Origin of the sequence: Ralstonia sp. UNC404CL21Col (assembly GCF_000620465.1) — a bacterium.
Lineage (GTDB): Bacteria > Pseudomonadota > Gammaproteobacteria > Burkholderiales > Burkholderiaceae > Ralstonia > Ralstonia flatus.
Genome location: NZ_JIBE01000003.1, coordinates 636325 through 657616 on the forward strand (window position 1 = coordinate 636325; position 21292 = coordinate 657616).

Consider the following 21292-nt stretch of genomic DNA (forward strand, 5'->3'; position numbering starts at 1 on the left):
CCGTACCGATATCAAAACCAGAACAGGGCACCTTACGCGGACGACCCAGATCGGCCGGCGCGGAGTCCTGCCAGGAGACAAACCCACCATGGCTGAACAGTCCATTCCGTCGTCGACGGAACTTGGCGCCGCCGGCATCGCCGATGCGCGTGCCATCGATCGCTATTTCCAGATTTCTGCACGCGGCAGCACGCACAAACGCGAGGTCGTGGCCGGCATCACCACCTTCATGGCGATGGTCTACGCGGTGTTCGTCGTGCCCGGCATGCTGGGCAAGGCCGGCTTTGACACCAGCGCCGTGTTCGTCGCGGTGTGTCTGACCACCGCCTTCGGCTCGCTGCTGATGGGCTTGTGGGCCAAGCTGCCGATCGCCATTGGCTGCGCAATCTCGCTGACGGCATTCATGGCTTTCGGCCTGGTGCTGGGGCAAAAGCTGACGCCGGAAATCGCGCTCGGCGCCGTGTTCCTGATGGGCGTGGTCTTCACCGCCATCTCGGCCACGGGCGTGCGCTCATGGATCCTGCGCAATCTGCCTTCGGGCGTGGCGCACGGAACGGGCATCGGCATCGGGCTGTTCCTGCTGCTGATCGCGTCCAACGATGTGGGGCTGGTCGTCAAGAACGCCGGTGCGGGCCTGCCCGTTGCACTGGGCCACGTTACCGCCTTCCCGGTGATGATGTCGGTGCTGGGCCTGGCCGCCATCTTCGGCATGGAGCGCCGTCGCGTGCCGGGCGGCATCCTCATCGTGATCGTCGCCATCTCGGTCCTGGGACTGATCTTTGACCCGGCCGTGAAGTTCACCGGCGTGTTCGCGCTGCCCTCGCTGGCCAGTGCTGGTCACGCCTCGCTGATTGGCGCGATGGATATTCGCGGCGCACTCACGGCCGCCGTGCTGCCCAGCGTGCTGGCGCTGGTGATGACCGCTGTGTTTGATGCCACCGGCACGATCCGCGCGGTCGCCGGCCAGGCCGGACTGCTCAACGACAAGGGCCACATCATCAACGGTGGCCGCGCTCTGACGGCCGATTCGATCAGCTCGATCTTCTCGGCGTTCTTCGGCGGTGCCCCGGCGGCCGCCTACATCGAGTCGACGGTTGGCGTGGCAGCCGGCGGCAAGACGGGCCTGACGGCTGTCGTGGTCGGCGTGATGTTCCTGGCCGTGATGTTCTTCTCACCGCTCGCGGGTCTGGTGCCGTCCTACGCAACGGCCCCGGCGCTGATGTATGTCGGCCTGCTGATGCTCTCCAGCGTGAGCAAGCTGCACATGGACGACATGGTCGACGCACTGTCGGGCCTCGTCTGCGCCGTCTTCATCGTGCTGACCTGCAACATCGTCACCGGCATCATGCTGGGCTTCAGCACACTGGTGATCGGCCGCGTGGTGGCCGGCGAATGGCGCAAGCTGAACATCGGCACCGTGGCGATCGCGGCTGCGCTGGTGGCGTTCTACGTAGGCGGCTGGGCGATCTGATCGCACACGGAACCGTCTTCACAAAAGACAAACCGGCCAGACCCGAAAGGGCTGGCCGGTTTTGTTTTGCCTGAGAACCGGTTCAGGGCCCGCGCAGCAGGATCCTGAGCCGGTTCCAACGCAAAAAACGCCCGGCACAAGGCCGGGCGGCAATCACACTACCAAGGAGACGGTTACTTATTGGGCTGCGGCGTCAGGCGCAGATACGGACGCAACGCCTTGTAGCCCTTCGGAAATTTCTGCTTGATGACTTCCTCATCCTTCAGAGACGGCACGATGACCACGTCATCGCCGTCCTGCCAGTTACCCGGCGTGGCCACGCTGTGGTACTCGGTCAACTGCAGCGAGTCGATCACGCGCAGCACTTCATTGAAATTACGGCCCGTCGATGCCGGATACGTAATCGTCAGGCGAATCTTCTTGTTCGGATCGATCACGAACAACGAACGCACGGTGAACGTCTCGCTCGCATTCGGATGAATCATGTCGTACAGCTGCGAGACCTTGCGATCGGGGTCGGCAATGATCGGGAAGTTGACGCTGGTGTTCTGGGTCTCGTTGATATCGTTGATCCAGCCCTTGTGGGACTCGACCGAATCGACCGACAGCGCAATCGCCTTGACATTGCGCTTGGCAAATTCGTCCTTCAGCTTGGCGGTCAGGCCCAGTTCGGTGGTGCAAACGGGCGTGTAGTCGGCCGGGTGCGAGAAAAGCACGCCCCAGCTGTTGCCCAGCCACTCATGAAACTTGATGCGGCCTTCGCTTGAATCCTGCTCGAAATCAGGGGCGATATCGCCCAAACGTAAAGACATCGTGTCCTCCATACACAGATTGGGAACCACTATAGCCAGATTGCCATCCAACCAAAACGACTATAAATTCACAACAACATCACTTTTCGTCATTAGGCGCGGCATTTGCTGACAACAGGGTGGAAGGCATGCGCACATTGCCGGACAATGACCGAGGTCTTGATCCATCGCAGCATGCGCGACGCGAGCGCTTGAAGTTTCGCGGCGCCCACACATATGCTAGCGAATAAGCACGCCGACATATTGACGATTGAACTACCCGATACCGAGGACCCGACCATGACGAACACTTCCCCCAACCTGGCCGATTCCGTCAATAAGGAGAAACTGATGACCGACGTGAAGACTGTACTGTCCGACGCTGAAACCCTGCTGAAGCAAGCTGCGTCCAGCAGCGGCGAAAAGGCCGCTGAACTGCGCGAGCGCGGCATGGGCATGCTCCGCCAAGCCAAGGAAAAGGCGCAGGACCTGCAAGACGCGGTCGTCCACAAGAGCAAGGCCGCCGCCCGCGCCACTGATGACTACGTTCACGATCACCCGTGGCAAGCCGTGGGCGTGGCAGCCGGCGTGGGGCTGCTGATCGGCCTGCTGCTCAACCGCAAGTAACCCGCCGCACCCTTTCTGGCCGATGGCGCGCCCTTTGGATCGCGCCATCGGCCAGTTGCATTTTGGCGGCTCCGTTCCGGGCATGGCGCGTGCTGTGTCTGGGACGACGTCCATCGCCTTGCACCCTCTCCTCACCTCATGACCGACGACACCAGCCCAAAGCTGTTCGCTTCCTTGAAGAAACTGGCCGGCACGGTCGTCTCGATGCTGCAGACGCGGCTCGAACTGGCGAGCGTCGAACTGGCTGAAGAAAAAGAACGGCTGCTTGGCACGGCCTTCCTGGGCATGCTGGCGGTGAGCCTGATCGCCCTGTCCATCATGACGCTGACGGCGCTGGTGGTGATCCTGTGCTGGGATACGTACCGCTGGCAGTCTTTGGCCGTGATGGCGGCGCTTTACGCGCTCGGCGCGGCAGCCTGCCTGTGGAAGGTGCGCTCGCTGCTCCGCAATGCACCGCCGCTGTTCGAGGCCACCCTGGCCGAACTCGACAAAGACCGGGAGATCCTGCGCCGATGACTGATCCAACCGAACACGCGCCGTCGCCCGGCACCTTCGGCACTTCCATGAACGAACCCGCATCGAGCGCGCGTCATCACGTACGGCCGTCACGCCGAAGCGCAGAAACACGCCTCCCGCTGAGCGTTCGCAAGGAATTGCTGCTGACCCGCGCCGCCCTGGAGCGCTACGACTACGCCCAGGCCCGCAACGATGTGCATCGCGCCACCAACCGCACCTTCAGCCTGGGGGGCTTCGGGGCGTTGCTGCCAAGCCTGCTTCGGCCTTTGGCCCGTCCGAACAGCCTGATGCGGACGCTGGGCATTGCACGCGAATATCCGCTGGTGGGCACCGCGTTGTCTTTGGCGTATGCGGGGTTGCGCCGCACCGTCATCGGTCGGATCACGCGCAAGCTCGGCAAGGTGGGAATCGTGGCCGGAGCGGCCTGGTGGGGCTACAAGAAATGGCAGGAGGCCCAAGGGCATGACGCCAGCGCGCCCGCGCCGGTGCCTGGGGTCGACGCGGAAGAGATCATCCCGGGAAGCACCTCCTGAAGGCGAGCGCCCAGCAAAAAGGCCGGAGCAATCCGGCCTTTCTTGTTTGCGGCACCGCACGATCAGTGCAACGGAATCGGATGACGCATCCGCTCCCAGCGCCGGGCCATGCTCTGGCGCAATGCCGTCAACCCGTGCGGCGGAGAAGCATTGCCGGTGTCGGCCTGCGCTGCCTGCGTTGTCACATCAGCGTCACGCGCGACGCGGCGCCGGCCGTGCCACATCAGCACCCCGCTCGCCGTCCAGCCGATCACGAACAGCGTATCGCCGACATGGCTGAGCGAATCGGGCGACGTGCCCGCGTGGAAGATCGCGCCAAGCATATCGGGAGGCAGTTCCGCGCAAATCCACAAAAAGATCGCCGGGGCAGAAGCAAAGACTCCCGGCTGCCACCAAGGGTGGGCAACTTGTACTTTGTCGGTCTCCATGGCGCCCTCCATCGCTTTTTTCTAGTGATCTTCTAGTGACGCTTTGATCCTATGCTTCGTCTGCGCAAATGGCGACCCGCCCGCCGCTGAATGGCATGTCGGATTCGTCCGACATCGGCCACCAGCAAACGTATTCGGCTGATCCATTCGGGCTAGGGACCACTCCCCATGGCATGCGGATGGCGTAACGACGCGGCGACAGCATGGCGCCTGAGCCCGCGTGTAGACGATTACGGTGGAGGCGCCCCACGCAGGCTCATATGCATAATGCATAAATCCGGCGCATTGATGCCGTACCGTTCGCAACACACTCGTCCCGACATGCTGGCCGCCACCGACCTTCAACGCCGCGATGCACGCTCCGGTGTCACGCTGCTGCAACCTGCCACGCTTGCGGTAGGGCCAGGCGATCGCATTGCGCTGACCGGACCCTCCGGTGCGGGCAAGAGCGTGCTGCTACGCGCGCTGGCGCTGCTCGATCCCGTCGACGGCGGGCAGGTGACGTGGCAAGGCCAGGCGATCCGCCTGAACGCGGTGCCGGCGTATCGCTGTCACGTCGCATACGTGCGTCAGCGCGCGGCGCTGCTGCCCGGCACGGTGCAAGACAATCTGCAAATGCCGTATTACCTGCATGCACGGCGCCACCGCGCCGGATTTGATCGCGACGCTGCCATCGCCCTGCTCGCAGGTGCGCAGCGCGACGCTAGCTTTCTCGACAAGAACGCCGCCGATCTTTCCGGCGGTGAAGCGCAGATCGCCGCGCTGGTCCGCACGCTGCAGACCAGGCCGACTGTGTTGCTGCTCGATGAGCCGACGGCGGCGCTCGACCCTGCGTCTGCGCGCGCGGTTGAGTCGCTCTTGCAGCATTGGTTTGCGCAGGCGCCCGATCGGCATGCCTGGATATGGGTGACCCACGATCCGGCGCAGGCAGAACGCATCGGCCATCGGCAGTGGCGCATGGCGGCTGGGCATCTCGATACGGAGCCAGCGCGATGAATGGGCAAGACCTCTCGCTTTCGGCCTGGCAGGTCGGCATTGCGGCCGCTCTGATCCTCGTGAACGGCGCGCTATCGATCGGGCTGGGCCTGGGGCTCGAGCGACGCCTGGCGTGGGCGGCCGTGCGCACCGTCGTGCAATTGTTGGCTGTGGGCTTCGTGCTCGAATGGGTCTTCGCTCATGCGCATTGGGCGGTGGTACTGGGCATCGTGGCCGTCATGACACTGATTGCCGGACATGCCACTGGCAGCCGCGGCGCGCGCGGCTATGCGGGCTTGCGGCTGGACGGCACGTTGTCGGTCTTCGGGAGCACGTGGCTGATCGGCGCAATCGGGCTGGTGATCGTGCTGCATGCGCGCCCGTGGTACGAGCCGCAATACGCCATCCCGATCATGGGGATGATTCTGGGGAACACGCTCACGGGCGTGGGCCTGGCGCTGGAGCGCATGACCGGCGAGCTGACTGCCACGCGCGACCAGGTGGAGACGGTTCTCGCGCTCGGCGGTACGCGCTGGGAAGCCGCGCGCAATGCAGCACGCACGGCCGTACGCGCCGGCATGACACCGATCATCAACCAGATGACCGTCGTGGGCGTGGTGAGCTTGCCCGGCATGATGACGGGCCAGGTCCTGGGAGGGCAGTCTCCGCTGGAGGCCGTGCGCTACCAGATCGTCATCATGTTCCTGCTGGCGGCGTCTTCTGGGCTGGGGACGGTTGCGGCGGTGCTGCTGGCCTATCGCAGGCTGTTCAGTCCAAATCATCAACTGCTCAGTGCACGCATCACGCAACGCGGCGGAGCGAAATAGCATGCCCATCGCCCTATCCTGCGGCCTCGTGCTGCTCAATGAAGATGGCGACGTGCTCCTCGCGCACGCCACCGAGACACGCCACTGGGACATCCCCAAAGGTGCACCGGACCCCGGCGAGGACCACCGCGACACCGCCCTGCGCGAGACGCGCGAGGAGACCGGCCTCGTGCTCGACAGCCACGCCCTGATCGAACTCGGCCGGTTTCCGTATCGCCGCGACAAGGAGCTGCACCTGTTCGCCTCACGCCTGCGACGCGCCGAAGTCGCACTCGACACGCTGACCTGCACGTCGATGTTCAACAGCTACCACACCGGCCGGCTCATCCCCGAGATGGACGCATACCGCTGGGCTACGGCGGACGAGGTACCGAAGTATGCGAGCCAATCGCTCGCGCGGCTGTTTGCACAGACGTTGACGCTGGCGAGCATCGATGCCCGCCTCGCCGAGGCCGGGCTGTAGACGAAGCGCGCCTAAACCGGCACGTCGCCTTCGATGGTCGTGCGATGCAGCGTGCGCCGATACTTGTCTGGGCAGCCCGGCGCGAAGTGGATGGTGGAGCGGTTGTCCCAGAACAGCATGTCGCCGGGGCGCCACTGGTGCGTGTAGACGTTGTCGGCGCGGACGCTGTGGGCGAAGAGTTGCTCCAGCACGCTGGTGCTCTCGTCTTCCGGCAAACCCAGGATGTGCGACGTGAAGCCTTCGTTGACGAAGAGCGCACGCTTGCCCGTCTCCGGATGCGTGCGCACAACGGGGTGATCGACCAGCGGCACGGCGTCGCGCTGCGCTTGCGTGAGCGGCGGACGCCAGGTCGACAGCGCGCGCAGTCGCTCATAGCGGTACACATACGAATGCACGGCACGGCGGCCTTCGATGACGCGCTTGAGATCAGCTGGCAGGGTTTCGTAGGCGCGCACCATGTTGGCGAATAGCGTGTCGCCGCCCTCTTCCGGCAACTCGCGCGTGAGCAGCATCGAACCGAGGCTCGGCAGCGGCTTGTACGACAGGTCTGAATGCCAATCCCGCCCTGCATCGCCCAGGCCGATCGGCTTGCCGTTCTCGACCACGTTGGAGACAACCAGGATTTCCGGATAGCCGCTCAGATGGAACTGATTCAGCACATGCACCTGCTGCGGGCCGAAGCGGCGGCTGAAGGCCACTTGCGCCTGCGGCGTGAATTCGACGTCACGGAAAACGAGCAGGCCGTCATGCGCGAGCCAGGCGTGGCGGATGGCGGCGATGTCTGCGTCGGACAAATCGGCTGCATCGCCCAGGCCCAGAACCTCTGCGCCCAGCGGCGCGTCGGGCAGGCGGCGAATGTGGAATCGGGCCGTGTGAACGGCAGGAGCATCCGTGGCAACGGCGGCAACAACGGCGTCGGACATGATGTAAGCGCGCGGCAATAGACGAATTTCACATTACACCGCTCGCCCCCTCCGCGTGCCAACGAAGGAATGTGCAGATCGATAGGCGCTTAGCCGTAGATGGTGGCGTCGGGCAGGATGCCTTCCAGCGCGTAGCGGCCGATGGCGCGCAGCTTGTAGTCGAGCGGGTCGTGCAGCGTATGCGTGCGCGCGTTGCGCCAGAAGCGGTCCAGCGCGAGCGCGGCCTTGGTCGAGCGTGCGCCCGTCGCCTCGAACAATTCCTGGGCGACGAACAATGCGGCGCGATGTGCCAATACCTTGGCTTCGGCCGTAGCGAGCGACACTTCGGCACGCTCCTCAGCGCTGAGCGCGGCGCCTTTGCGCCATGCGCGGTCCAACCGCTGGATGGCGCGATCGGCCAGCGCTTCCGCAGCCAGCCATTGCACGCGCATCTCGCCAAAGCGGTGAATTTGGTACGGATCGTCCGCAGCGCGCTCCACCCCTGATGTGATCCACGGCCGTGACGACTGCAGCGTGTGCTTGCGCGCCTCGTCCAGCGCGCCTGCCGCAATGCCGGTGTAGAGATTGACCAGTACGTTCTGCGCGATGCAGGAACGCAAGGTTTGATATGGCGTGAGGACGACCTCGGGGCGCACCAGCACTTCGTCTTCGCTGACCTGCACATGCCGGAATTGCACTGAGGCGCTGTCGGTCTGGCGCTGCCCGATCGGATGCCAGTCATCCCGCACCGTGATGCCGTAGCGCGCTGTCGGCACGACCGCCACAACGGGGTTGCCGCTGGCCGCGTCGTGGGCAGACACGACCATCACGTCGGAGCCGAGCGTGCCGGAACAGAAACCCTTTTCGCCATCGAGCAGCCAGCCGCTGCCCGAGCGCTGCGCACGCAGGCGATGGTCGAGCGGATTGACGGCGTTGCCCCACCACCACCCCAGCTCGGCGGTCGGACGCAGGAAGCGTTCGCGCTGCGCGTCGGAGCCGTACAGATACACGGTCGCGGTCTGCAGATACTGGAAAGCCAGCAAGTGCCCAAGGGAGCTGTCAACTGCGGCGATGGCGCGCACTGCGGCAAAGGCATCGGCCCAACTGACGCCGCTTCCGCCGTATTGCGAGGGGATCACCAGGGGCAGCAGGCCCGCTCGCGCAATCGCGGCTTTCTCGTGCGCGGCATGGCCGCCGTGCTGGTCACGCTGCGCAGCCGTTGCCGCCAACTCAGCCAGCAGATGCGTAAGGTCGGGAAGTTGATGCAGATCGTCGAGCTTCATGCGTTTGCCTCGCGTCGGAGACGCCATCCGGTGCAGGCACTATACGGACGGCGCCTACCGCCTTGAAGGAAGCAATCCGCATACGCATATCCAGCGCGCGACTATGCGTAGTGCACGCGCATGCGCTCCAGACACGCGCGCACATCGCCCGCGACGAGGTGACAACTGCACGCGATCATGAGGTTGCGCGGCAGGCCGAAATCTTCCACGGCCCAGCCGTCGGCATCGTTGCCGTTTGTATTCGGCACCTGCGCCAGGAGCGGCGCGGCGGGCACGTGATAGCACCACACGTCTTTGCCGCGGGCGATGGCGTAGCCGATTTCGAAGCACGTGCCGGAATCGGGCTCGTGGCCACGGAAGTCAACTACGTTGGCGAGCACGGCGTCAGCCGAATCGATCAGCGCGATGTTCTGGCGATAGATCTCCGCAGCGGTCGCAGGGCCGTCGGCCTGCGGGGCGATCGCGTTATCGAGCGGATACAGACCGATGAAGCCGAACTGCGCGCACAGCGTTTTAAGGGCTTCGCCGTGCACGACCGGCTCGGGACGGAAAACATCCGGCCCGGCCAGGTAGAGACGCAACGTCATGACGCAGCCTCGACAACATGCACCGTCGAAGCACGCTCGACGAGCGTACCGGGCAGCAACACGACACGGGCATCGCCGGTCACGCCCTCGATGCGTTCATGCACAAATTCGACGGCCTTGTAACCGATGTCGTACGTCGGTTGCCGGATCGTCGTGATGCCGATCAATTCCGCCCATTCCGGATCGTCGATCGACAACAGCGCCGCACGCTCCTGCCACGCCGCGCCGAACTGCGTGCGCAGATGCCGCGCCACGATGAGCGCCACCGGCGCATTGGCAACAAACAGCGCCAGTCGCTTTCCGCCCCGGCGGTGCACTGCATCAATGCGTGCAGCGATCTCGGCCAGCGCACGTTCAGCCGAGGCGGCGTCATTCGGGTCAAGCACAACGGCTGGCTCCGCTGGCCGCCCTCGCGCTGCCATCGCCTCTCGGAACGCACGTTCACGCTCGCGCCGCGAGCTGACTTGCTGAAACGGCTGCACGATGAACTGGATGGCATCGAAACCTTGATCGAGCAAATGCTGCACGCCCAAGCTGACGGCGTCGCCGTTATCGAGCCCCACGAGGTCGGCGTCGAACCCTTCTACCGTGCGATCCACCAGCACAGCGGGAATGCCGCCGCCCCGCAGCGGCCGCAACACGGCCTCTTCCGCGCCGAGCGCATTGACGATCAGGCCTTCGACCCGATACGTCGTCAGCAACTGCACGAACCGGCGCTCCATCTCGATCTCGTTTGCGGCGTGGCAGATGAGCGGCATGTAGCCCAACGCGTGGCAGGCTGCTTCAACGCCCTGCAGGACTTCGATCGTGTAAGGATTGGTCAGGTCGGCCACCAGCATGCCGAGCAGCCGATTGCGGCCGCGCTTGAGACCACGCGCCATCTGGTTGGGCCGGTAGTTCAACCGCTGGATGGCGGCTTCGATGCGCTGTCGCAAATCTTCGGAAAGGACCTGCATCTCGCCGTTCAGGTAGCGCGACACGCTGGTCTTGCCGGTTCCCGCTTCGCGGGCCACGTCGGTGATGGTCGCAGGGCGCGAGGAAGAGGATGGGAAATCAGTCACGATGCGCTTCAGAACGGGCCGTCGGCGCGGGGGGCCGGCGCCAGGGTGCGAGGATCATAGCGCAATCCCGGCACGCGGCTCACGAGGTGCGCGCGTGCTTCAACACCTGTGGATTGACCAGGTTCTCACGCAACGTACCGCCCAGTGCCCTGATCAGGTTGTCGGCCGCGCAGCGGGCCATGGCGTGCCGCGTCTCGTGCGTTGCGGAGCCGATATGGGGCAAGGCCACCACGTTCTTCATTGCCAGCAGCGGCGAGTCGGCCGGCAGCGGCTCGTGCTCGAACACATCGAGCCCCGCGCCGCGGATCGTACCGTCGCGCAATGCATGGATGAGCGCCGCTTCGTCGACGACGGGGCCACGCGATGCGTTGATCAGGATCGCGCTGCGCTTCATCTTTGCCAGTTCCGTCGCGCCGATGAGGTGGTGCGTTTCGGGCGTCAGCGGCACCTGCAAGCACACAAAATCCGATTCGGCCAGCAATGTGTCGAGCGTCACGCGGCGCGCGCCGTACTGCGCTTCAGCCTCGGGATGCGGATGCCGGTTCGTGTAGAGCACACGCATCCGGAACCCCAGCGCCGCACGGCGGGCCAACGCCGCGCCGATCCGACCCAGCCCGACGATGCCGATCGTCTTGCCCTGGACATCCGTGCCGTAAAGCTCCGGCCCGATGCTGCGCTGCCAGTTGCCGGCCCTGACCCACTCGGCCAACTCCACCACGCGACGCGCCGAGGTGAGGATCAGCGAAAACACGGTATCGGCGGTCGACTCGGTCAACACATCCGGCGTGTGCGCAAGCGCAATGCCGCGACGCGTGAGATCGGGCACGTCGAAATTGTCATAGCCGACAGAGATCGTGGACCATGCCCTGAGCCTGGGCGCGCTGTCGAGCATCCGAGGCGTGATCTTCAGGCTCGCACCGATCGCGCCTTCGGCGTTGGCAAGCGCCTCGGTCAACGCCTCGGCACCGTCAACCTGCACGAGTTCGACATGCTCGCGCAACTGGGCCACGACATCGTCCGGCAGCGGCTTGTAGGCAACAACAAGCGGTTTCATCGGTTCATTTTCCAGGGACAGGATTGGCAAGCGGATAAGCGTCACGCGGTTGCGGCTTGACGCAGAGCGTGAGCACCACGGCGGCCAACAGCGCCGCGCTCATGAATGCGTACGACGCCAGCGGAGAGCCCGTGGCACCGTTCAAGTAGCCAACGAAGTACGAGCCGACAAACGAACCGAGAGCACCCATGCTGTTGATTAACGCCATCGCGCCACCGGCCACGTTCTTCGGCAGCAACTCCGGCACGATCGCGAAGAACGGACCATACGGCGCATACATCGCCGCACCGGCAATCACGAGCAGCACATACGACATCCAGAAATGCGTTGAGCCGAGGGCAAACGATGCGGCAAACGCTGCGGCCCCCACCAGCAGGAACGGCCAGACGAAACCGCGCCGCGACCCCACCTTGTCGGATGCCCACGACGCCGCGAGCATCGCGATAGTGGCCGCCAGATACGGCAGTGCCGACAGCCAGCCCGTCTCGACCATGCCGAGCGACGAGCCGTTCTTGACGATGGACGGCAGCCACAGCACGAAGCCATAGACCCCGATGCTCCAGCAGAAGTACTGCGCACACAGCTTGATGACGGCGGGCGAGCGGAAGGCCTCGCCATAGTTGCGCATCGGCTTGATGGTCGCCTGCTCCGCCGCCAACGCTTGTTCGAGATCGCGTTTTTCCTGGGGGCTCAGCCAGGGTGCCTGCGCGGGCTTGTCCTGCACCAGACACCACCAGCACACGGCCCAGATGATGGCGGGCACGCCCTCCGCGATGAACATATGGCGCCAGCCAAACTCGCGCACGAGGTAGCCCGATACCACCGACATCCACAGCACCGTCACGGGATTGCCGAGAATCAGAAACGTATTCGCGCGCGAGCGTTCTTGCTTGGTAAACCAGTTGCTGATGTAGATCAGCATGGCCGGCATGACGGCCGCCTCGACCACGCCCAGCACAAACCGGATCGCCAGCAGCGACGGAATGTCACTCACGACACCCGTCAGCGCGGCGCACAAGCCCCACAACACGAGGCTGATGAACACGAGCTTCTTCACGCTCCGGCGCTCGGCATAGATGGCGCCCGGAATCTGGAAGAAGAAATAGCCGAGGAAGAACAGCGCACCGATCAACGACGACAGCCCCTGGCTGATCCCCAGATCGTGATTGATGCCGGCCGCCGCCGCGAAGCCATAGTTCGCGCGGTCGAGGTAGGCGAGGCTGTAGGTGATAAAGACGATCGGCATGATCATCCACCAGCGCCGCGCAGCAAGTTGCGTTGCCATGTTCGTGTCTCCTTTGATAGTGTGCGTTGCCCGCGAGGGCTGCAGTCGAAGCGCTGCGTTAGACGCTGGGAATGGATTCCGGCTCGCACCCCGGGCGGGCCGTTTGTTCAAGGACCTCGAGCGCGGCGCGGGTCGGCAGGCCCTCGGAATCGCCGATCACCTGGATCGCCAGCGCGCCAATCCGGTTGCCGCGCGCAACGGCCTGCTCGGCAGACAGCCCTTCAAGCAGCGCGCTGACTACGCCCACCGCAAAGCCGTCGCCCGCGCCGACTGTGTCGACAACGCGCTCCACGCGCACGCCGTCGGCAACGCCTTCCGCGCCATCTGCGGTCTGGTAGTAGGCGCCGGCAGCGCCCAGCTTGATGGCAACGCCGCGCGCGCCTCGGTCCAGATAGAAACGCGCGATGTCAGCCGGAGTGTCATAGCCGGTCAGTTGCTGCCCCTCGGCCAAGCCGGGCAGCACCCAATCGGAAAGCGACGCCAGCGCGTTGAGCGTGCTCACCATCTCCGTTGCGGAAGGCCACAGCGTTGGGCGCAGGTTCGGGTCAAAGGAAATCGAGCGACCGGCCGCACGCATCTCCCTCGCGAGGTGGAACGCAAGTTCACACGACGACGCAGAAATGGCAGGGGCCACGCCGGTCAGATGCAGATGGCGCGCGCTGAGCACATAGTCGGCGACATAGTCGGCGCGGGAGAGGCGGCTGGCGGCCGAGCCTTTACGGAAGTATTCGACACGCGGGTCGCTGCCATCGTCGGCGCGCGACTTCAGCTGGAAGCCCGTCGGATACTGCGGGTCCACCGCTACACACGAGGCGTCGATCCGTTCGCGTGCCAGCGTCTCCAGCACATATTCGCCGAACGAATCCTGCCCCACCCGGCTCACATAGCCGACGCGAAAACCGAGGCGGCTCAAGCCGACAGCGACGTTCAGATCGGCACCGGCGATGCGCTTGGTGAACTGCGTGGCCTGCGCGAGCGGCCCGGGCGCCGTCGCCACGAACATCGCCATGGCTTCGCCATAGGTGATGACATCCAACGTATGCGACATGCGTAAGCTCCTTCGATGTCGAGTCACCGTCAGGCGGCCTTGAGCCACATGACATGTTGATGGGCGTCCGCGGCGGGATCGACCGCGTTAAACGGAAATTCGATGCCGCGCGGTACATCGCCGGGCAGCGCGGCCAGCACAGCGGCGAATCGCGCATCGTTGCCCGCAGGCGCGACGGCAAAGCGACGCGCGCCCTCGCCCGCGACGCTCTTGCAATGGATGTATTCGACGTACGGGGCCAGCGCCTGCGCGCATGCAAGCGGCGTTTCGCCAGCCCACTCCCAGTTGCCAACGTCGAACGTCATGCCGAGCATGTCGGCCGCGCCCGCGGCTTCCAATGCGCCGAACAAGCCTTGGAACTGCGACAGCGACCCGCCCACCGCCTGCTGACCGTTCTCAACGAGCACCCGTGCGCGCCACCCTTGCAACAGTTGGGCCAGCGCCTCCGGCGACGCATCGCCGGCAAACCCGCCGAGCTGGAACTTCACGATGCGCGCGCCCAAGGTCTGCGCTTCCACCAGCGCACCGCGAATGGCGACCGTGTCCAACGTGCCGTCGTGGGAGTACAGCGTGGCAGGCGTCGAGTAGACCGCCCACAAGCCGTATGCGGCCATCAGGCGACCCAGCGCCGCCAGGACATCTGCCGATACCGTGCCGTCCAGCCCAGCGGGCAACAATTCGCGCCGCACCTCGAAGCCGGCAGCGCCGACCGACGCGGCGAGGGGAACATAGGCGTGATGCCCCTGCTCAAGCACCTGCGCGGCGCCGAACGCGCTCGCCACGATCACGATATCTGCCATTTGTGCGCTTTTCTCCGTATGGAACCGGTTCCATTAGGGGATATGGTCGCGGCTGGAGATCGGCGACGCTATAGAGGAAATCCCTAGCGGCGGCGGCAAAATGCGACGCGCCGCGCATGTGTTCGGCGAATCGGGGATAGGGCTATCGGCAAGGAGGGAGTGCCCGCGCTTTCGATGTGGAAGCAAGGCCACGCGCAGAGCAGAGAAGCGCCAGGCGTGCAAAAAAACAGCCAAACAAAAAGGGCCGACAGTCGCCTGTCAGCCCTTCGAATTTTGGTGGGTCCTGCGGGATTCGAACCCGCGACCAATAGATTAAAAGTCTACTGCTCTACCGACTGAGCTAAAGACCCCAAAGACCGCGATTATAGGGAGATACCCGCGATTCTGTCAACGGTCCGCCCCATCAAACGAGACGTTCCATTCGCCACATCTGGTAGCGGAACGCCAGCACCGCACCAATCACGATGCCCGCCAGCGCGATGAACGAACCGATCGCCAACGTCGATACGCCGGACAGCCCTTGCCCGATCGTGCAACCCAGCGCCGTGACGCCGCCGATGCCCATGAGGATGCCACCGATGATGTGGTTGCCCGTGTCCTCCGCATTGGCAAAGCCTTCCCAGCGGAACGTACGCGTGACCAGCGCCACCGCCGCCGAGCCGGCAATCACACCGAGCACGCTGACGATACCGACCGTCAGCACCTTCGATGTATCACTGAAGAACATCAGCCACTCCAGCGTGTACGACACCGGCGCCACGAAACTCAGCGCTTCCATGCGGCCGCTGTTGGTCGCCACGAACGCTTCCTGCAGCGTGTTCGGATCTTCCTGCACATAGCCGAGATGCCCCGAGACGTACCACATGCCGACGATGATGAGGCCAACGCCGATGCCGCCCAGCAGGTTGTCACCCGTGCGGAAATCGCGCCCCAGCAGCGCCCACAGCGACAGCGCCCCGCCGATCATCAGCGCCAGCGCCAGACGCAGCACGCGCGCATCGGCGGGAAACGCGTGCCCCAGCACACTCGGCAAATCCTGCGACGTCGGCAGCGCAATGGCAACGCTGTCCACCGTTGCCACACGCACCACGCCAAACACGCCCTTGAGCGTCATGTACGCCGCCAGCCCCAGGAACACGAACACCACCACCGACTTGAGGTTGCCGCCGCCGATACGCACGAGTGTCTTGCTGCCGCATCCCGAGCCCAGCACCATGCCAAATCCGAACAGCAGCCCGCCCACCAGCGACGACAGCCACAGCAGCTTGCTGGCCGTGTAGATCGTTTTGCTTGTATCGATCAGGCCAAGCCAGCTCAGGCACCCCGTGCCGATCATGGCCACGCCGATGGCCAGCGCCCACATGCGCAGCCGGTTCCAGTCGCCGATGTTGACGACGTCGGACACCGCGCCCATCGTGCAGAAGTGCGTGCGCTGAAGGATGGCGCCAAACACGAACGTCAGCGCAAACGTGCCCCACAGCACCGTGTGGGACAACGCGTTGAGGTCGATTTCGGGCATGGCGCCTCAGACGTAGCGGGTGGGGTCGGGCACGCCTGCGGCTTCGAAGCCGGCCTTGCGGATGCGGCACGAATCGCACACGCCGCAAGCGCGGCCGGCGTCGTCGGCCTTGTAGCACGACACGGTCAGGCCGTAGTCCACGCCCAGCCGCACGCCGGCCTGGATGATCTCCGCCTTGGTCATGTCGATGATGGGCGCGTTCACACGGATGCGCTCGCCTTCCACGCCGGCCTTCGTCGCCAGGTTGGCGAGCGTTTCGTAAGCGGCCACGTATTCGGGACGGCAATCCGGATAGCCGGAGTAGTCCACGGCATTCGCGCCAAAGAACAGGTCACGTGCGCCAACCGCCTCGGCCCAGCCGAGCGCCAGCGACAGCATGATCGTGTTGCGCGCCGGCACATACGTGATCGGAATGCCCGATTGCGCGCCGTCGGTCGGCACGTCGAGCGTGTCGTCGGTCAACGCGGAGCCACCGAACTTGCGCAGGTCCAGATCGACGATTTCATGGCGCACTGCGCCGAGCGCCGCCGCCACTTTCTTGGCCGCCTCCAATTCGGACGAGTGCCGCTGGCCGTAGCGCATCGACAGCGCGTAGGTCTCAAAGCCATCGGCATTGGCCATGGCGAGCACGGTGGCAGAGTCCAACCCGCCGGAAAGCAGGACGATGGCGCGTTTTTTCATGGGCGAAGCCTTGCAAAGCGATTCGGGAAGGCCCGCATTTTAGCGTGCCACCGCCCGGCGCGCCCCCGCTGCCCCATATGTCCGCCATTTGGCGCCCCATGAAAAACGCCCGCCGGTGCAGCCACGGGCGGGCGTTGGTCCACATGCTGTGCGGTTTGCCGATCAGCGCATCGTCTTCAGACGGCTTTGGGCGGTCTTGGCCTGCTCGGTACCGGGATACTGCGAGGCCACGGTTTCGAGCGTCTTGCGTGCAGCCGCCTTCTGGCCTGACTCGCCCTGGTTGGTCGCCACCTGCAGCAGCGCATCGGGCGCCTTCGGATGCTGCGGATTAGTGCGCGCCATGTTCTCCAGCACGTAGCTTGAGCCCTTGTAGTCGCGCTGCGCATAGAGCGCGTTGCCCAGCCAGAACTGCGCCAGCGGCAGATACGGGCTTTGCGGATACTTCTTCACGAACGCCGAGAACTGATTGCCCGCGCCCTTGAAGTCGCCGCCCTGGAACGCCTTGAGCGCAGCATCGTATTCCGGCTTCTCGTTCGGCTGGACCATGCCCTCGCGGCCGTCCACCGTCGCTTGCTGCGGCTCGAACTTCTTCAGGCGCGCATCGAGGTCGGCGTAGTAATCCTTCTGCTGCTTGGTCAGCGTATCGACGCTGTTCTGCAGGACTTCGTTCTGCCCGCGCAGGCGCGCCACTTCGGATTTGAGTGTCTCGATCTGGTTTTGCGCGTCGATCAGGTTCTTGCTGTTCTGATCGATGCGTTGTGCCGCCGTCGACTGGAAGTTGTTGAACTTGTCGCGCATGTCGATGATGGCGCGGCGCGCCTCATCGTCGTCAAACACCCCCGCTGCCGCCGGGCCGGCCATGGTGAGGGCGCCACCCGCGACGAGCGTCGCCATCAGGATGGCCTGACGCATGGCCCCATAAGCGCGCTGTTTCATCATCGTATTCATGTGATTGCCAACGTAAGAACGCCGGCCGCAACCTCGCAGCCGGCGCGTTCCACTTCAAACCGTACCGATCAGTAGACGATGTCGGCGCGGCGGTTCTGTGCCCACGAGTCTTCGTCGTGGCCGGTCGCTTGCGGCTTTTCCTTGCCCAGGCTCACGGCTTCCATCTGGCTGTCGGGCACGCCCATCGACGACAGGGCGCGACGCACGGCCTCGGCACGCTTCTGGCCCAGTGCGAGGTTGTACTCGCTGGTGCCGCGCTCGTCGGTGTTGCCCTGGATCAGGACCTTGCGCTGGTTGTGCGATTGCAGGTAGCGCGAGTGCTGGCCCAGCAGGCCTTGGTACTCCGACTTGACCGAGTAGCTGTCGAAATCGAAGTAGATGCTGCGCTTGGCCAGCGGGCTGTTCGGGTCGGTCAGTTCGTCACGGCCCACGTCCACCGGCGTCACCGTGCGGGCATCAGCGCCCGTGCCATCGGCAGCACCCGTACCGTTCTTGGCCGTATCGTCGAGCTTCACGCCCGAGCTGCAAGCGCCCAGGGCCAGCAGCGCGGCAATGGCTGCGAGTTTGATCATGGTTTGGGACTTCGACATGTCCGATTTCTCCTAGTGGAACAGCTTCGTTATTGCATGAAAGGACCCCACGCCGGCTCACGAACTTCGCCGGCCTGGAGGGAAAGAACCTGACGCGTACGGCCATCGGTCGACACCGCGGCCAACACCGATTTGCCGCCAACGCGCGTGGCATACAGGATGAACTTGCCGTTGGCCGCAAAGCTCGGCGATTCGTCGTTCGAGGTGTCCGTCAGCGCGTTCACATCGCCGTTGGACAAGTCCTGCGTATACAGGCGGAAGGCGCCGCCCACGCGCGAGATGTACGCCAGCAGCTTGCCGTCCGGCGACACACGCGGGCTGGTGTTGTAGCTGCCCTTGAACGTCACGCGTTGCGCACCGCCCGACTCTTCTCCGTCAACCGACATGCGATAGATCTGCGGAGCACCACCACGGTCGCTCGTAAAGTAGATATAACGGCCATCCGGCGAGAACGACGGCTCGGTATCGATCGCGCTGCTGCGGCTCAGGCGGCGCAGGCCCGAGCCATCGGCGTTGACCAGGTAGACCTGCGTATTGCCATCGCGCGAGAGCGACACCGCCACGTGACGACCATCCGGCGACCAGGCCGGCGCCGAGTTGTTGCCCTTCTGGTTCGAAATGACCGTGCGGCGGCCTGCCACCAGGTCATGCACATACACCACCGGCTTCTTGCTCTCGAACGACACATACGCGACCTTGGTGCCGTCCGGCGACCACGACGGCGAAATGATCGGCTCATTGCTCGTCAACGCGATCTGCGGATTGGCGCCGTCCGAGTCGGAAACCTGCAGCTGGAACCGGCGGCCGACCTTGGACACGTACGAGAGGCGCGTCGCAAAAACGCCGCGCTCGCCGATCAGCTTCTGGTAGATGTAATCGGCAATTTCGTGTGCGGCCAAGCGCAATTGGCCGGGGCCGCGCGTGAGCGACAGGCCGCCCAGGCTTTCGCCCTTGGCGGTGTCGTACAAACGGAAGCGGATTTCATAGCGGTCGCCGTTGCGGGTCACGGTGCCGCCCACGAAGGCTGCTGCGCCCTTGGACTTCCAGGCGCCCAGGTCAGGCGCCGGGCTTTCCGGCACGACCGCCCCGGCCACATCGACGTTTGAGAAGCGGCCGCTGCGCACCAGGTCTGCCCGGACGATCGCCGAGAGGTTTTGCGGAGCCTGTGCCTCGCCCTGGAAATTGGCGATCGCGATCGGGTACTGGCTGGCGCCGACCCCCGAGATCTCCACGTTGAGCTGGGCATGGGCCACGCCGACGCTTGCCGCAGTCAGCAGCAGCGCCTGCGCCGCGCGTCGAAACATCGGGATCCACATCGTTCGCATCATGTTCATCTTCCCTACTATCAAATCCGGAATCTGAGTACGCTGGCCGGCGCAACTTTGAGGAGCGCCAGCCCGTTATTCCTTCGGCCGGAACGTCAGGATGACGCTCGACGGCGCTTTGCCGTTGGTATCGCGCGGCAGCGGATCCGAGCGTTCGACCGCGCGCATCACGGCTTCGTCATAGGCGCCGTTGCCGCTCGATTTCGTCAGGCGCTTCGACAGGATCGAACCATCCGGCGCCATCTGCACCGACACGACCGCCGACGGGTTGCCATTGACCGCCGAAGGATCGAACAGGATGTTCGGCTTGACCTTGGCCCGCACACGCTCGGCATACCCCGCCGACGCCGTGCCGCCCGTGCCCTGGGCATTGCCGACACCGCCGCCGGAGCCCGCCACCGTGCCCGTCGCGCCCGCACCGGCCATCGCGCGCAGCCGATCCAGCTGCGCCTGGCGTTGTGCATTGGCACGCGATTCACTCGCCTTACGCTCGGCGTCAGCCTTGGCTTTGGCCTCTGCGGCGGCCTTGGCCTTCAATTCCTTCTGCTTCGCATCAGCTTCCGCCTTGGCCTTCGCTTCGGCCTGGGCTTGCAGCTGCGCATTCTTGCGGGCCTGCGCTGCGTCCGCGGCAGCCTTCTCAGCGGCCTTTTCCTTGGCCTGCTGTTCGGCCAAGGCCTTGCGTTGGAGTTCCGCCTGACGCGCCTGTTGCTCTTCCTTCAGACGGGCTTGTCGCTGGGCTTCCGCGCGCGCTTCGGCGGCGCGGCGCGCGAGTTCGGCCTCACGGGCGGCAGCAGCCTCCTGTTCGCGCTTGCGCTTCTGCTGCTCCAGCGCGATGTCCGCTTCTTCTTCCACCTTGGCCGGCGGCGCCTTGATCACCGGTTCCGGCTTGACGTCCGGCACCGGCGCGGCCTGCTGCACGGCCTGCTGAACCGCCGCCTCGTCCCACAGCTCGGCTTCTTCGCCACGCGGGGTGCTGCTCTGCCACTGCACGCCAAAGTACAGAAAGATCAACAGCAGAATGTGTGTCAGGACCGCCAACCCGAACGCGCGCAGCGTGCCGCGCTCGCGAACAGGCTCGTAACGGTGCAACGACGTCGTAGCCATGACGTTCAGGTTGCCTCGCCCGGATTCTTCAACGTGCTCATGACGATTTCACCATCAGGCCGACGCGCTTCACGCCATCGCCCTTGAGCACGCTCATCACGGTCAGCACGCGGTCGTACTGCACCGACTTGTCGGCGGCAATCACGACGGGCTGATCGGGGTTTTCGTCCGTGCGCTGCTTCACAAATGCGCGCAGCTCGTTGTTGTTGGCGAGCTTCTGCTCGGTGGCGCCGGAACCCGTCTTGATGCGAGCAAGGATCGTGCCGTCGCCCTTGATCGTCACGACGATAGGCGGCTGGGTCTGCTGCGGCGTGGCGTTGGCCACCGAGGGCAGATTGACCACGCCCGGGTTCACCACGGGTGCCGCCACCATGAAGATGACCAGCAGCACCAGCATCACGTCGATGTACGGAACGACGTTGATGTCAGCCTTGGCCCGTCGGGCGCGGCGCGTTCGCTGGATGGTAGCCATGA

At 64.7% G+C, this 21292-nt stretch carries 24 protein-coding genes and 1 tRNA gene; 7 read left to right on the plus strand and 18 right to left on the minus strand.

The annotated features are described in order from the left end of the window. Positions 1-88: 88 nt before the first annotated feature. Complete coding sequence (locus tag N511_RS0103020) at positions 89-1471, plus strand: NCS2 family permease (RefSeq protein WP_027677940.1); 1383 nt, start codon at positions 89-91, stop codon at positions 1469-1471. A gap of 173 nt (positions 1472-1644) precedes the next feature. On the opposite strand, the gene N511_RS0103025 is transcribed toward N511_RS0103020, so the two are convergent. Next, the gene (locus N511_RS0103025) at positions 1645-2283 is read right to left on the minus strand and encodes a peroxiredoxin (protein WP_004629475.1); all 639 of its coding nucleotides are present in this window, start codon (positions 2281-2283) and stop codon (positions 1645-1647) included. A gap of 279 nt (positions 2284-2562) precedes the next feature. On the opposite strand from N511_RS0103025, the gene N511_RS0103030 reads away from it, so the two are divergent. The 3 genes from N511_RS0103030 (at position 2563) to N511_RS0103040 (ending at position 3938) form a co-directional block, all read left to right on the plus strand. Then, positions 2563-2889, plus strand: a complete 327-nt coding sequence (locus tag N511_RS0103030) for a DUF883 family protein (protein ID WP_009238780.1) — start codon at positions 2563-2565, stop codon at positions 2887-2889. Between the two features lie 138 nt (positions 2890-3027). After that, positions 3028-3405 carry a phage holin family protein gene (locus N511_RS0103035; protein WP_027677941.1) on the plus strand — a complete coding sequence of 126 codons (378 nt, stop codon included), beginning with the start codon at positions 3028-3030 and terminating at the stop codon, positions 3403-3405. Next, positions 3402-3938, plus strand: a complete 537-nt coding sequence (locus N511_RS0103040; protein WP_051530816.1) for a DUF3318 domain-containing protein — start codon at positions 3402-3404, stop codon at positions 3936-3938. Before N511_RS0103035 ends, N511_RS0103040 begins: the two co-directional genes overlap by 4 nt. Positions 3939-4000: 62 nt before the next feature. Here N511_RS0103040 and N511_RS0103045 read toward each other — a convergent pair whose 3' ends face one another. Then, the gene (locus tag N511_RS0103045) at positions 4001-4366 is read right to left on the minus strand and encodes a hypothetical protein (protein WP_027677943.1); all 366 of its coding nucleotides are present in this window, start codon (positions 4364-4366) and stop codon (positions 4001-4003) included. Positions 4367-4687: 321 nt separating this feature from the next. On the opposite strand from N511_RS0103045, the gene N511_RS0103050 reads away from it, so the two are divergent. Genes N511_RS0103050 through N511_RS0103060 form a run of 3 tightly spaced genes read left to right on the plus strand, consistent with a single transcriptional unit; the run spans position 4688 to position 6631 of the window. After that, complete coding sequence (locus N511_RS0103050) at positions 4688-5362, plus strand: ABC transporter ATP-binding protein (protein WP_027677944.1); 675 nt, start codon at positions 4688-4690, stop codon at positions 5360-5362. Continuing rightward, positions 5359-6168, plus strand: a complete 810-nt coding sequence (locus N511_RS0103055) for an ABC transporter permease (protein WP_027677945.1) — start codon at positions 5359-5361, stop codon at positions 6166-6168. The genes N511_RS0103050 and N511_RS0103055 overlap by 4 nt, the downstream gene beginning before the upstream one ends. A gap of 1 nt (position 6169) precedes the next feature. Beyond that, on the plus strand, positions 6170-6631 hold the full coding sequence (locus N511_RS0103060; protein WP_027677946.1) for an NUDIX domain-containing protein: 462 nt from the start codon (positions 6170-6172) through the stop codon (positions 6629-6631). An 11-nt stretch (positions 6632-6642) separates the two neighbouring features. Here the strand turns inward: N511_RS0103060 and N511_RS0103065 are convergent, their stop codons facing one another. The 16 genes from N511_RS0103065 to tolR all read right to left on the minus strand — a co-directional run bounded on the left by N511_RS0103065 (position 6643) and on the right by tolR (position 21290). Continuing rightward, positions 6643-7554, minus strand: a complete 912-nt coding sequence (locus tag N511_RS0103065; protein WP_027677947.1) for a TauD/TfdA dioxygenase family protein — start codon at positions 7552-7554, stop codon at positions 6643-6645. 89 nt (positions 7555-7643) lie between these two features. After that, positions 7644-8816, minus strand: coding sequence for an acyl-CoA dehydrogenase family protein (locus N511_RS0103070; RefSeq protein WP_037026214.1), 1173 nt, complete (start codon positions 8814-8816; stop codon positions 7644-7646). Positions 8817-8917: 101 nt separating this feature from the next. After that, positions 8918-9403: a nucleoside 2-deoxyribosyltransferase gene (locus N511_RS0103075; RefSeq protein ID WP_027677949.1), complete on the minus strand. Its 486-nt coding sequence runs from the start codon at positions 9401-9403 to the stop codon at positions 8918-8920. After that, positions 9400-10464 (minus strand): LacI family DNA-binding transcriptional regulator, encoded by a 1065-nt coding sequence (locus N511_RS0103080; protein ID WP_027677950.1) that lies wholly within the window; start codon positions 10462-10464, stop codon positions 9400-9402. The genes N511_RS0103075 and N511_RS0103080 overlap by 4 nt, the downstream gene beginning before the upstream one ends. A 79-nt stretch (positions 10465-10543) precedes the next feature. Then, complete coding sequence (locus tag N511_RS0103085) at positions 10544-11518, minus strand: NAD(P)-dependent oxidoreductase (protein WP_027677951.1); 975 nt, start codon at positions 11516-11518, stop codon at positions 10544-10546. A gap of 4 nt (positions 11519-11522) precedes the next feature. After that, complete coding sequence (locus N511_RS0103090) at positions 11523-12803, minus strand: MFS transporter (RefSeq protein WP_027677952.1); 1281 nt, start codon at positions 12801-12803, stop codon at positions 11523-11525. Positions 12804-12861: 58 nt separating this feature from the next. After that, a complete protein-coding gene (locus N511_RS0103095) occupies positions 12862-13851 on the minus strand; it encodes a sugar kinase (protein WP_027677953.1) in 990 nt (329 codons plus the stop codon). A gap of 29 nt (positions 13852-13880) precedes the next feature. Beyond that, on the minus strand, positions 13881-14651 hold the full coding sequence (locus N511_RS0103100; RefSeq protein ID WP_027677954.1) for a sugar phosphate isomerase/epimerase family protein: 771 nt from the start codon (positions 14649-14651) through the stop codon (positions 13881-13883). A gap of 274 nt (positions 14652-14925) precedes the next feature. Beyond that, positions 14926-15001 (minus strand) — tRNA-Lys (locus tag N511_RS0103105). 53 nt (positions 15002-15054) lie between these two features. Next, positions 15055-16170: a YeeE/YedE family protein gene (locus tag N511_RS0103110; RefSeq protein WP_027677955.1), complete on the minus strand. Its 1116-nt coding sequence runs from the start codon at positions 16168-16170 to the stop codon at positions 15055-15057. A 6-nt stretch (positions 16171-16176) separates the two neighbouring features. Beyond that, a complete protein-coding gene (gene queC / locus N511_RS0103115; protein WP_027677956.1) occupies positions 16177-16851 on the minus strand; it encodes a 7-cyano-7-deazaguanine synthase QueC in 675 nt (224 codons plus the stop codon). 162 nt (positions 16852-17013) lie between these two features. After that, on the minus strand, positions 17014-17799 hold the full coding sequence (gene ybgF / locus N511_RS0103120; protein ID WP_027677957.1) for a tol-pal system protein YbgF: 786 nt from the start codon (positions 17797-17799) through the stop codon (positions 17014-17016). 68 nt (positions 17800-17867) lie between these two features. Next, complete coding sequence (pal, locus tag N511_RS0103125) at positions 17868-18389, minus strand: peptidoglycan-associated lipoprotein Pal (RefSeq protein ID WP_027677958.1); 522 nt, start codon at positions 18387-18389, stop codon at positions 17868-17870. 29 nt (positions 18390-18418) lie between these two features. Continuing rightward, positions 18419-19723 (minus strand): Tol-Pal system beta propeller repeat protein TolB, encoded by a 1305-nt coding sequence (tolB, locus tag N511_RS0103130; protein WP_027677959.1) that lies wholly within the window; start codon positions 19721-19723, stop codon positions 18419-18421. A gap of 66 nt (positions 19724-19789) precedes the next feature. Continuing rightward, the gene (tolA, locus tag N511_RS0103135) at positions 19790-20818 is read right to left on the minus strand and encodes a cell envelope integrity protein TolA (RefSeq protein WP_027677960.1); all 1029 of its coding nucleotides are present in this window, start codon (positions 20816-20818) and stop codon (positions 19790-19792) included. A 37-nt stretch (positions 20819-20855) separates the two neighbouring features. Next, complete coding sequence (tolR, locus tag N511_RS0103140; protein WP_004629515.1) at positions 20856-21290, minus strand: protein TolR; 435 nt, start codon at positions 21288-21290, stop codon at positions 20856-20858. Positions 21291-21292: the final 2 nt, after the last annotated feature.

What these genes read in the sequence shown, in the direction of transcription:
- N511_RS0103020 (WP_027677940.1), top strand. Translation starts at nt 89, where the DNA reads ATGGCTGAACAGTCCATTCCGTCGTCGACGGAACTTGGCGCCGCCGGC.
- N511_RS0103025 (WP_004629475.1), bottom strand. Translation starts at nt 2,283, where the DNA reads ATGTCTTTACGTTTGGGCGATATCGCCCCTGATTTCGAGCAGGATTCA.
- N511_RS0103030 (WP_009238780.1), top strand. Translation starts at nt 2,563, where the DNA reads ATGACGAACACTTCCCCCAACCTGGCCGATTCCGTCAATAAGGAGAAA.
- N511_RS0103035 (WP_027677941.1), top strand. Translation starts at nt 3,028, where the DNA reads ATGACCGACGACACCAGCCCAAAGCTGTTCGCTTCCTTGAAGAAACTG.
- N511_RS0103040 (WP_051530816.1), top strand. Translation starts at nt 3,402, where the DNA reads ATGACTGATCCAACCGAACACGCGCCGTCGCCCGGCACCTTCGGCACT.
- N511_RS0103045 (WP_027677943.1), bottom strand. Translation starts at nt 4,366, where the DNA reads ATGGAGACCGACAAAGTACAAGTTGCCCACCCTTGGTGGCAGCCGGGA.
- N511_RS0103050 (WP_027677944.1), top strand. Translation starts at nt 4,688, where the DNA reads ATGCTGGCCGCCACCGACCTTCAACGCCGCGATGCACGCTCCGGTGTC.
- N511_RS0103055 (WP_027677945.1), top strand. Translation starts at nt 5,359, where the DNA reads ATGAATGGGCAAGACCTCTCGCTTTCGGCCTGGCAGGTCGGCATTGCG.
- N511_RS0103060 (WP_027677946.1), top strand. Translation starts at nt 6,170, where the DNA reads ATGCCCATCGCCCTATCCTGCGGCCTCGTGCTGCTCAATGAAGATGGC.
- N511_RS0103065 (WP_027677947.1), bottom strand. Translation starts at nt 7,554, where the DNA reads ATGTCCGACGCCGTTGTTGCCGCCGTTGCCACGGATGCTCCTGCCGTT.
- N511_RS0103070 (WP_037026214.1), bottom strand. Translation starts at nt 8,816, where the DNA reads ATGAAGCTCGACGATCTGCATCAACTTCCCGACCTTACGCATCTGCTG.
- N511_RS0103075 (WP_027677949.1), bottom strand. Translation starts at nt 9,403, where the DNA reads ATGACGTTGCGTCTCTACCTGGCCGGGCCGGATGTTTTCCGTCCCGAG.
- N511_RS0103085 (WP_027677951.1), bottom strand. Translation starts at nt 11,518, where the DNA reads ATGAAACCGCTTGTTGTTGCCTACAAGCCGCTGCCGGACGATGTCGTG.
- N511_RS0103090 (WP_027677952.1), bottom strand. Translation starts at nt 12,803, where the DNA reads ATGGCAACGCAACTTGCTGCGCGGCGCTGGTGGATGATCATGCCGATC.
- N511_RS0103095 (WP_027677953.1), bottom strand. Translation starts at nt 13,851, where the DNA reads ATGTCGCATACGTTGGATGTCATCACCTATGGCGAAGCCATGGCGATG.
- N511_RS0103100 (WP_027677954.1), bottom strand. Translation starts at nt 14,651, where the DNA reads ATGGCAGATATCGTGATCGTGGCGAGCGCGTTCGGCGCCGCGCAGGTG.
- N511_RS0103110 (WP_027677955.1), bottom strand. Translation starts at nt 16,170, where the DNA reads ATGCCCGAAATCGACCTCAACGCGTTGTCCCACACGGTGCTGTGGGGC.
- queC (WP_027677956.1), bottom strand. Translation starts at nt 16,851, where the DNA reads ATGAAAAAACGCGCCATCGTCCTGCTTTCCGGCGGGTTGGACTCTGCC.
- ybgF (WP_027677957.1), bottom strand. Translation starts at nt 17,799, where the DNA reads ATGAATACGATGATGAAACAGCGCGCTTATGGGGCCATGCGTCAGGCC.
- pal (WP_027677958.1), bottom strand. Translation starts at nt 18,389, where the DNA reads ATGTCGAAGTCCCAAACCATGATCAAACTCGCAGCCATTGCCGCGCTG.
- tolB (WP_027677959.1), bottom strand. Translation starts at nt 19,723, where the DNA reads ATGAACATGATGCGAACGATGTGGATCCCGATGTTTCGACGCGCGGCG.
- tolA (WP_027677960.1), bottom strand. Translation starts at nt 20,818, where the DNA reads ATGGCTACGACGTCGTTGCACCGTTACGAGCCTGTTCGCGAGCGCGGC.
- tolR (WP_004629515.1), bottom strand. Translation starts at nt 21,290, where the DNA reads ATGGCTACCATCCAGCGAACGCGCCGCGCCCGACGGGCCAAGGCTGAC.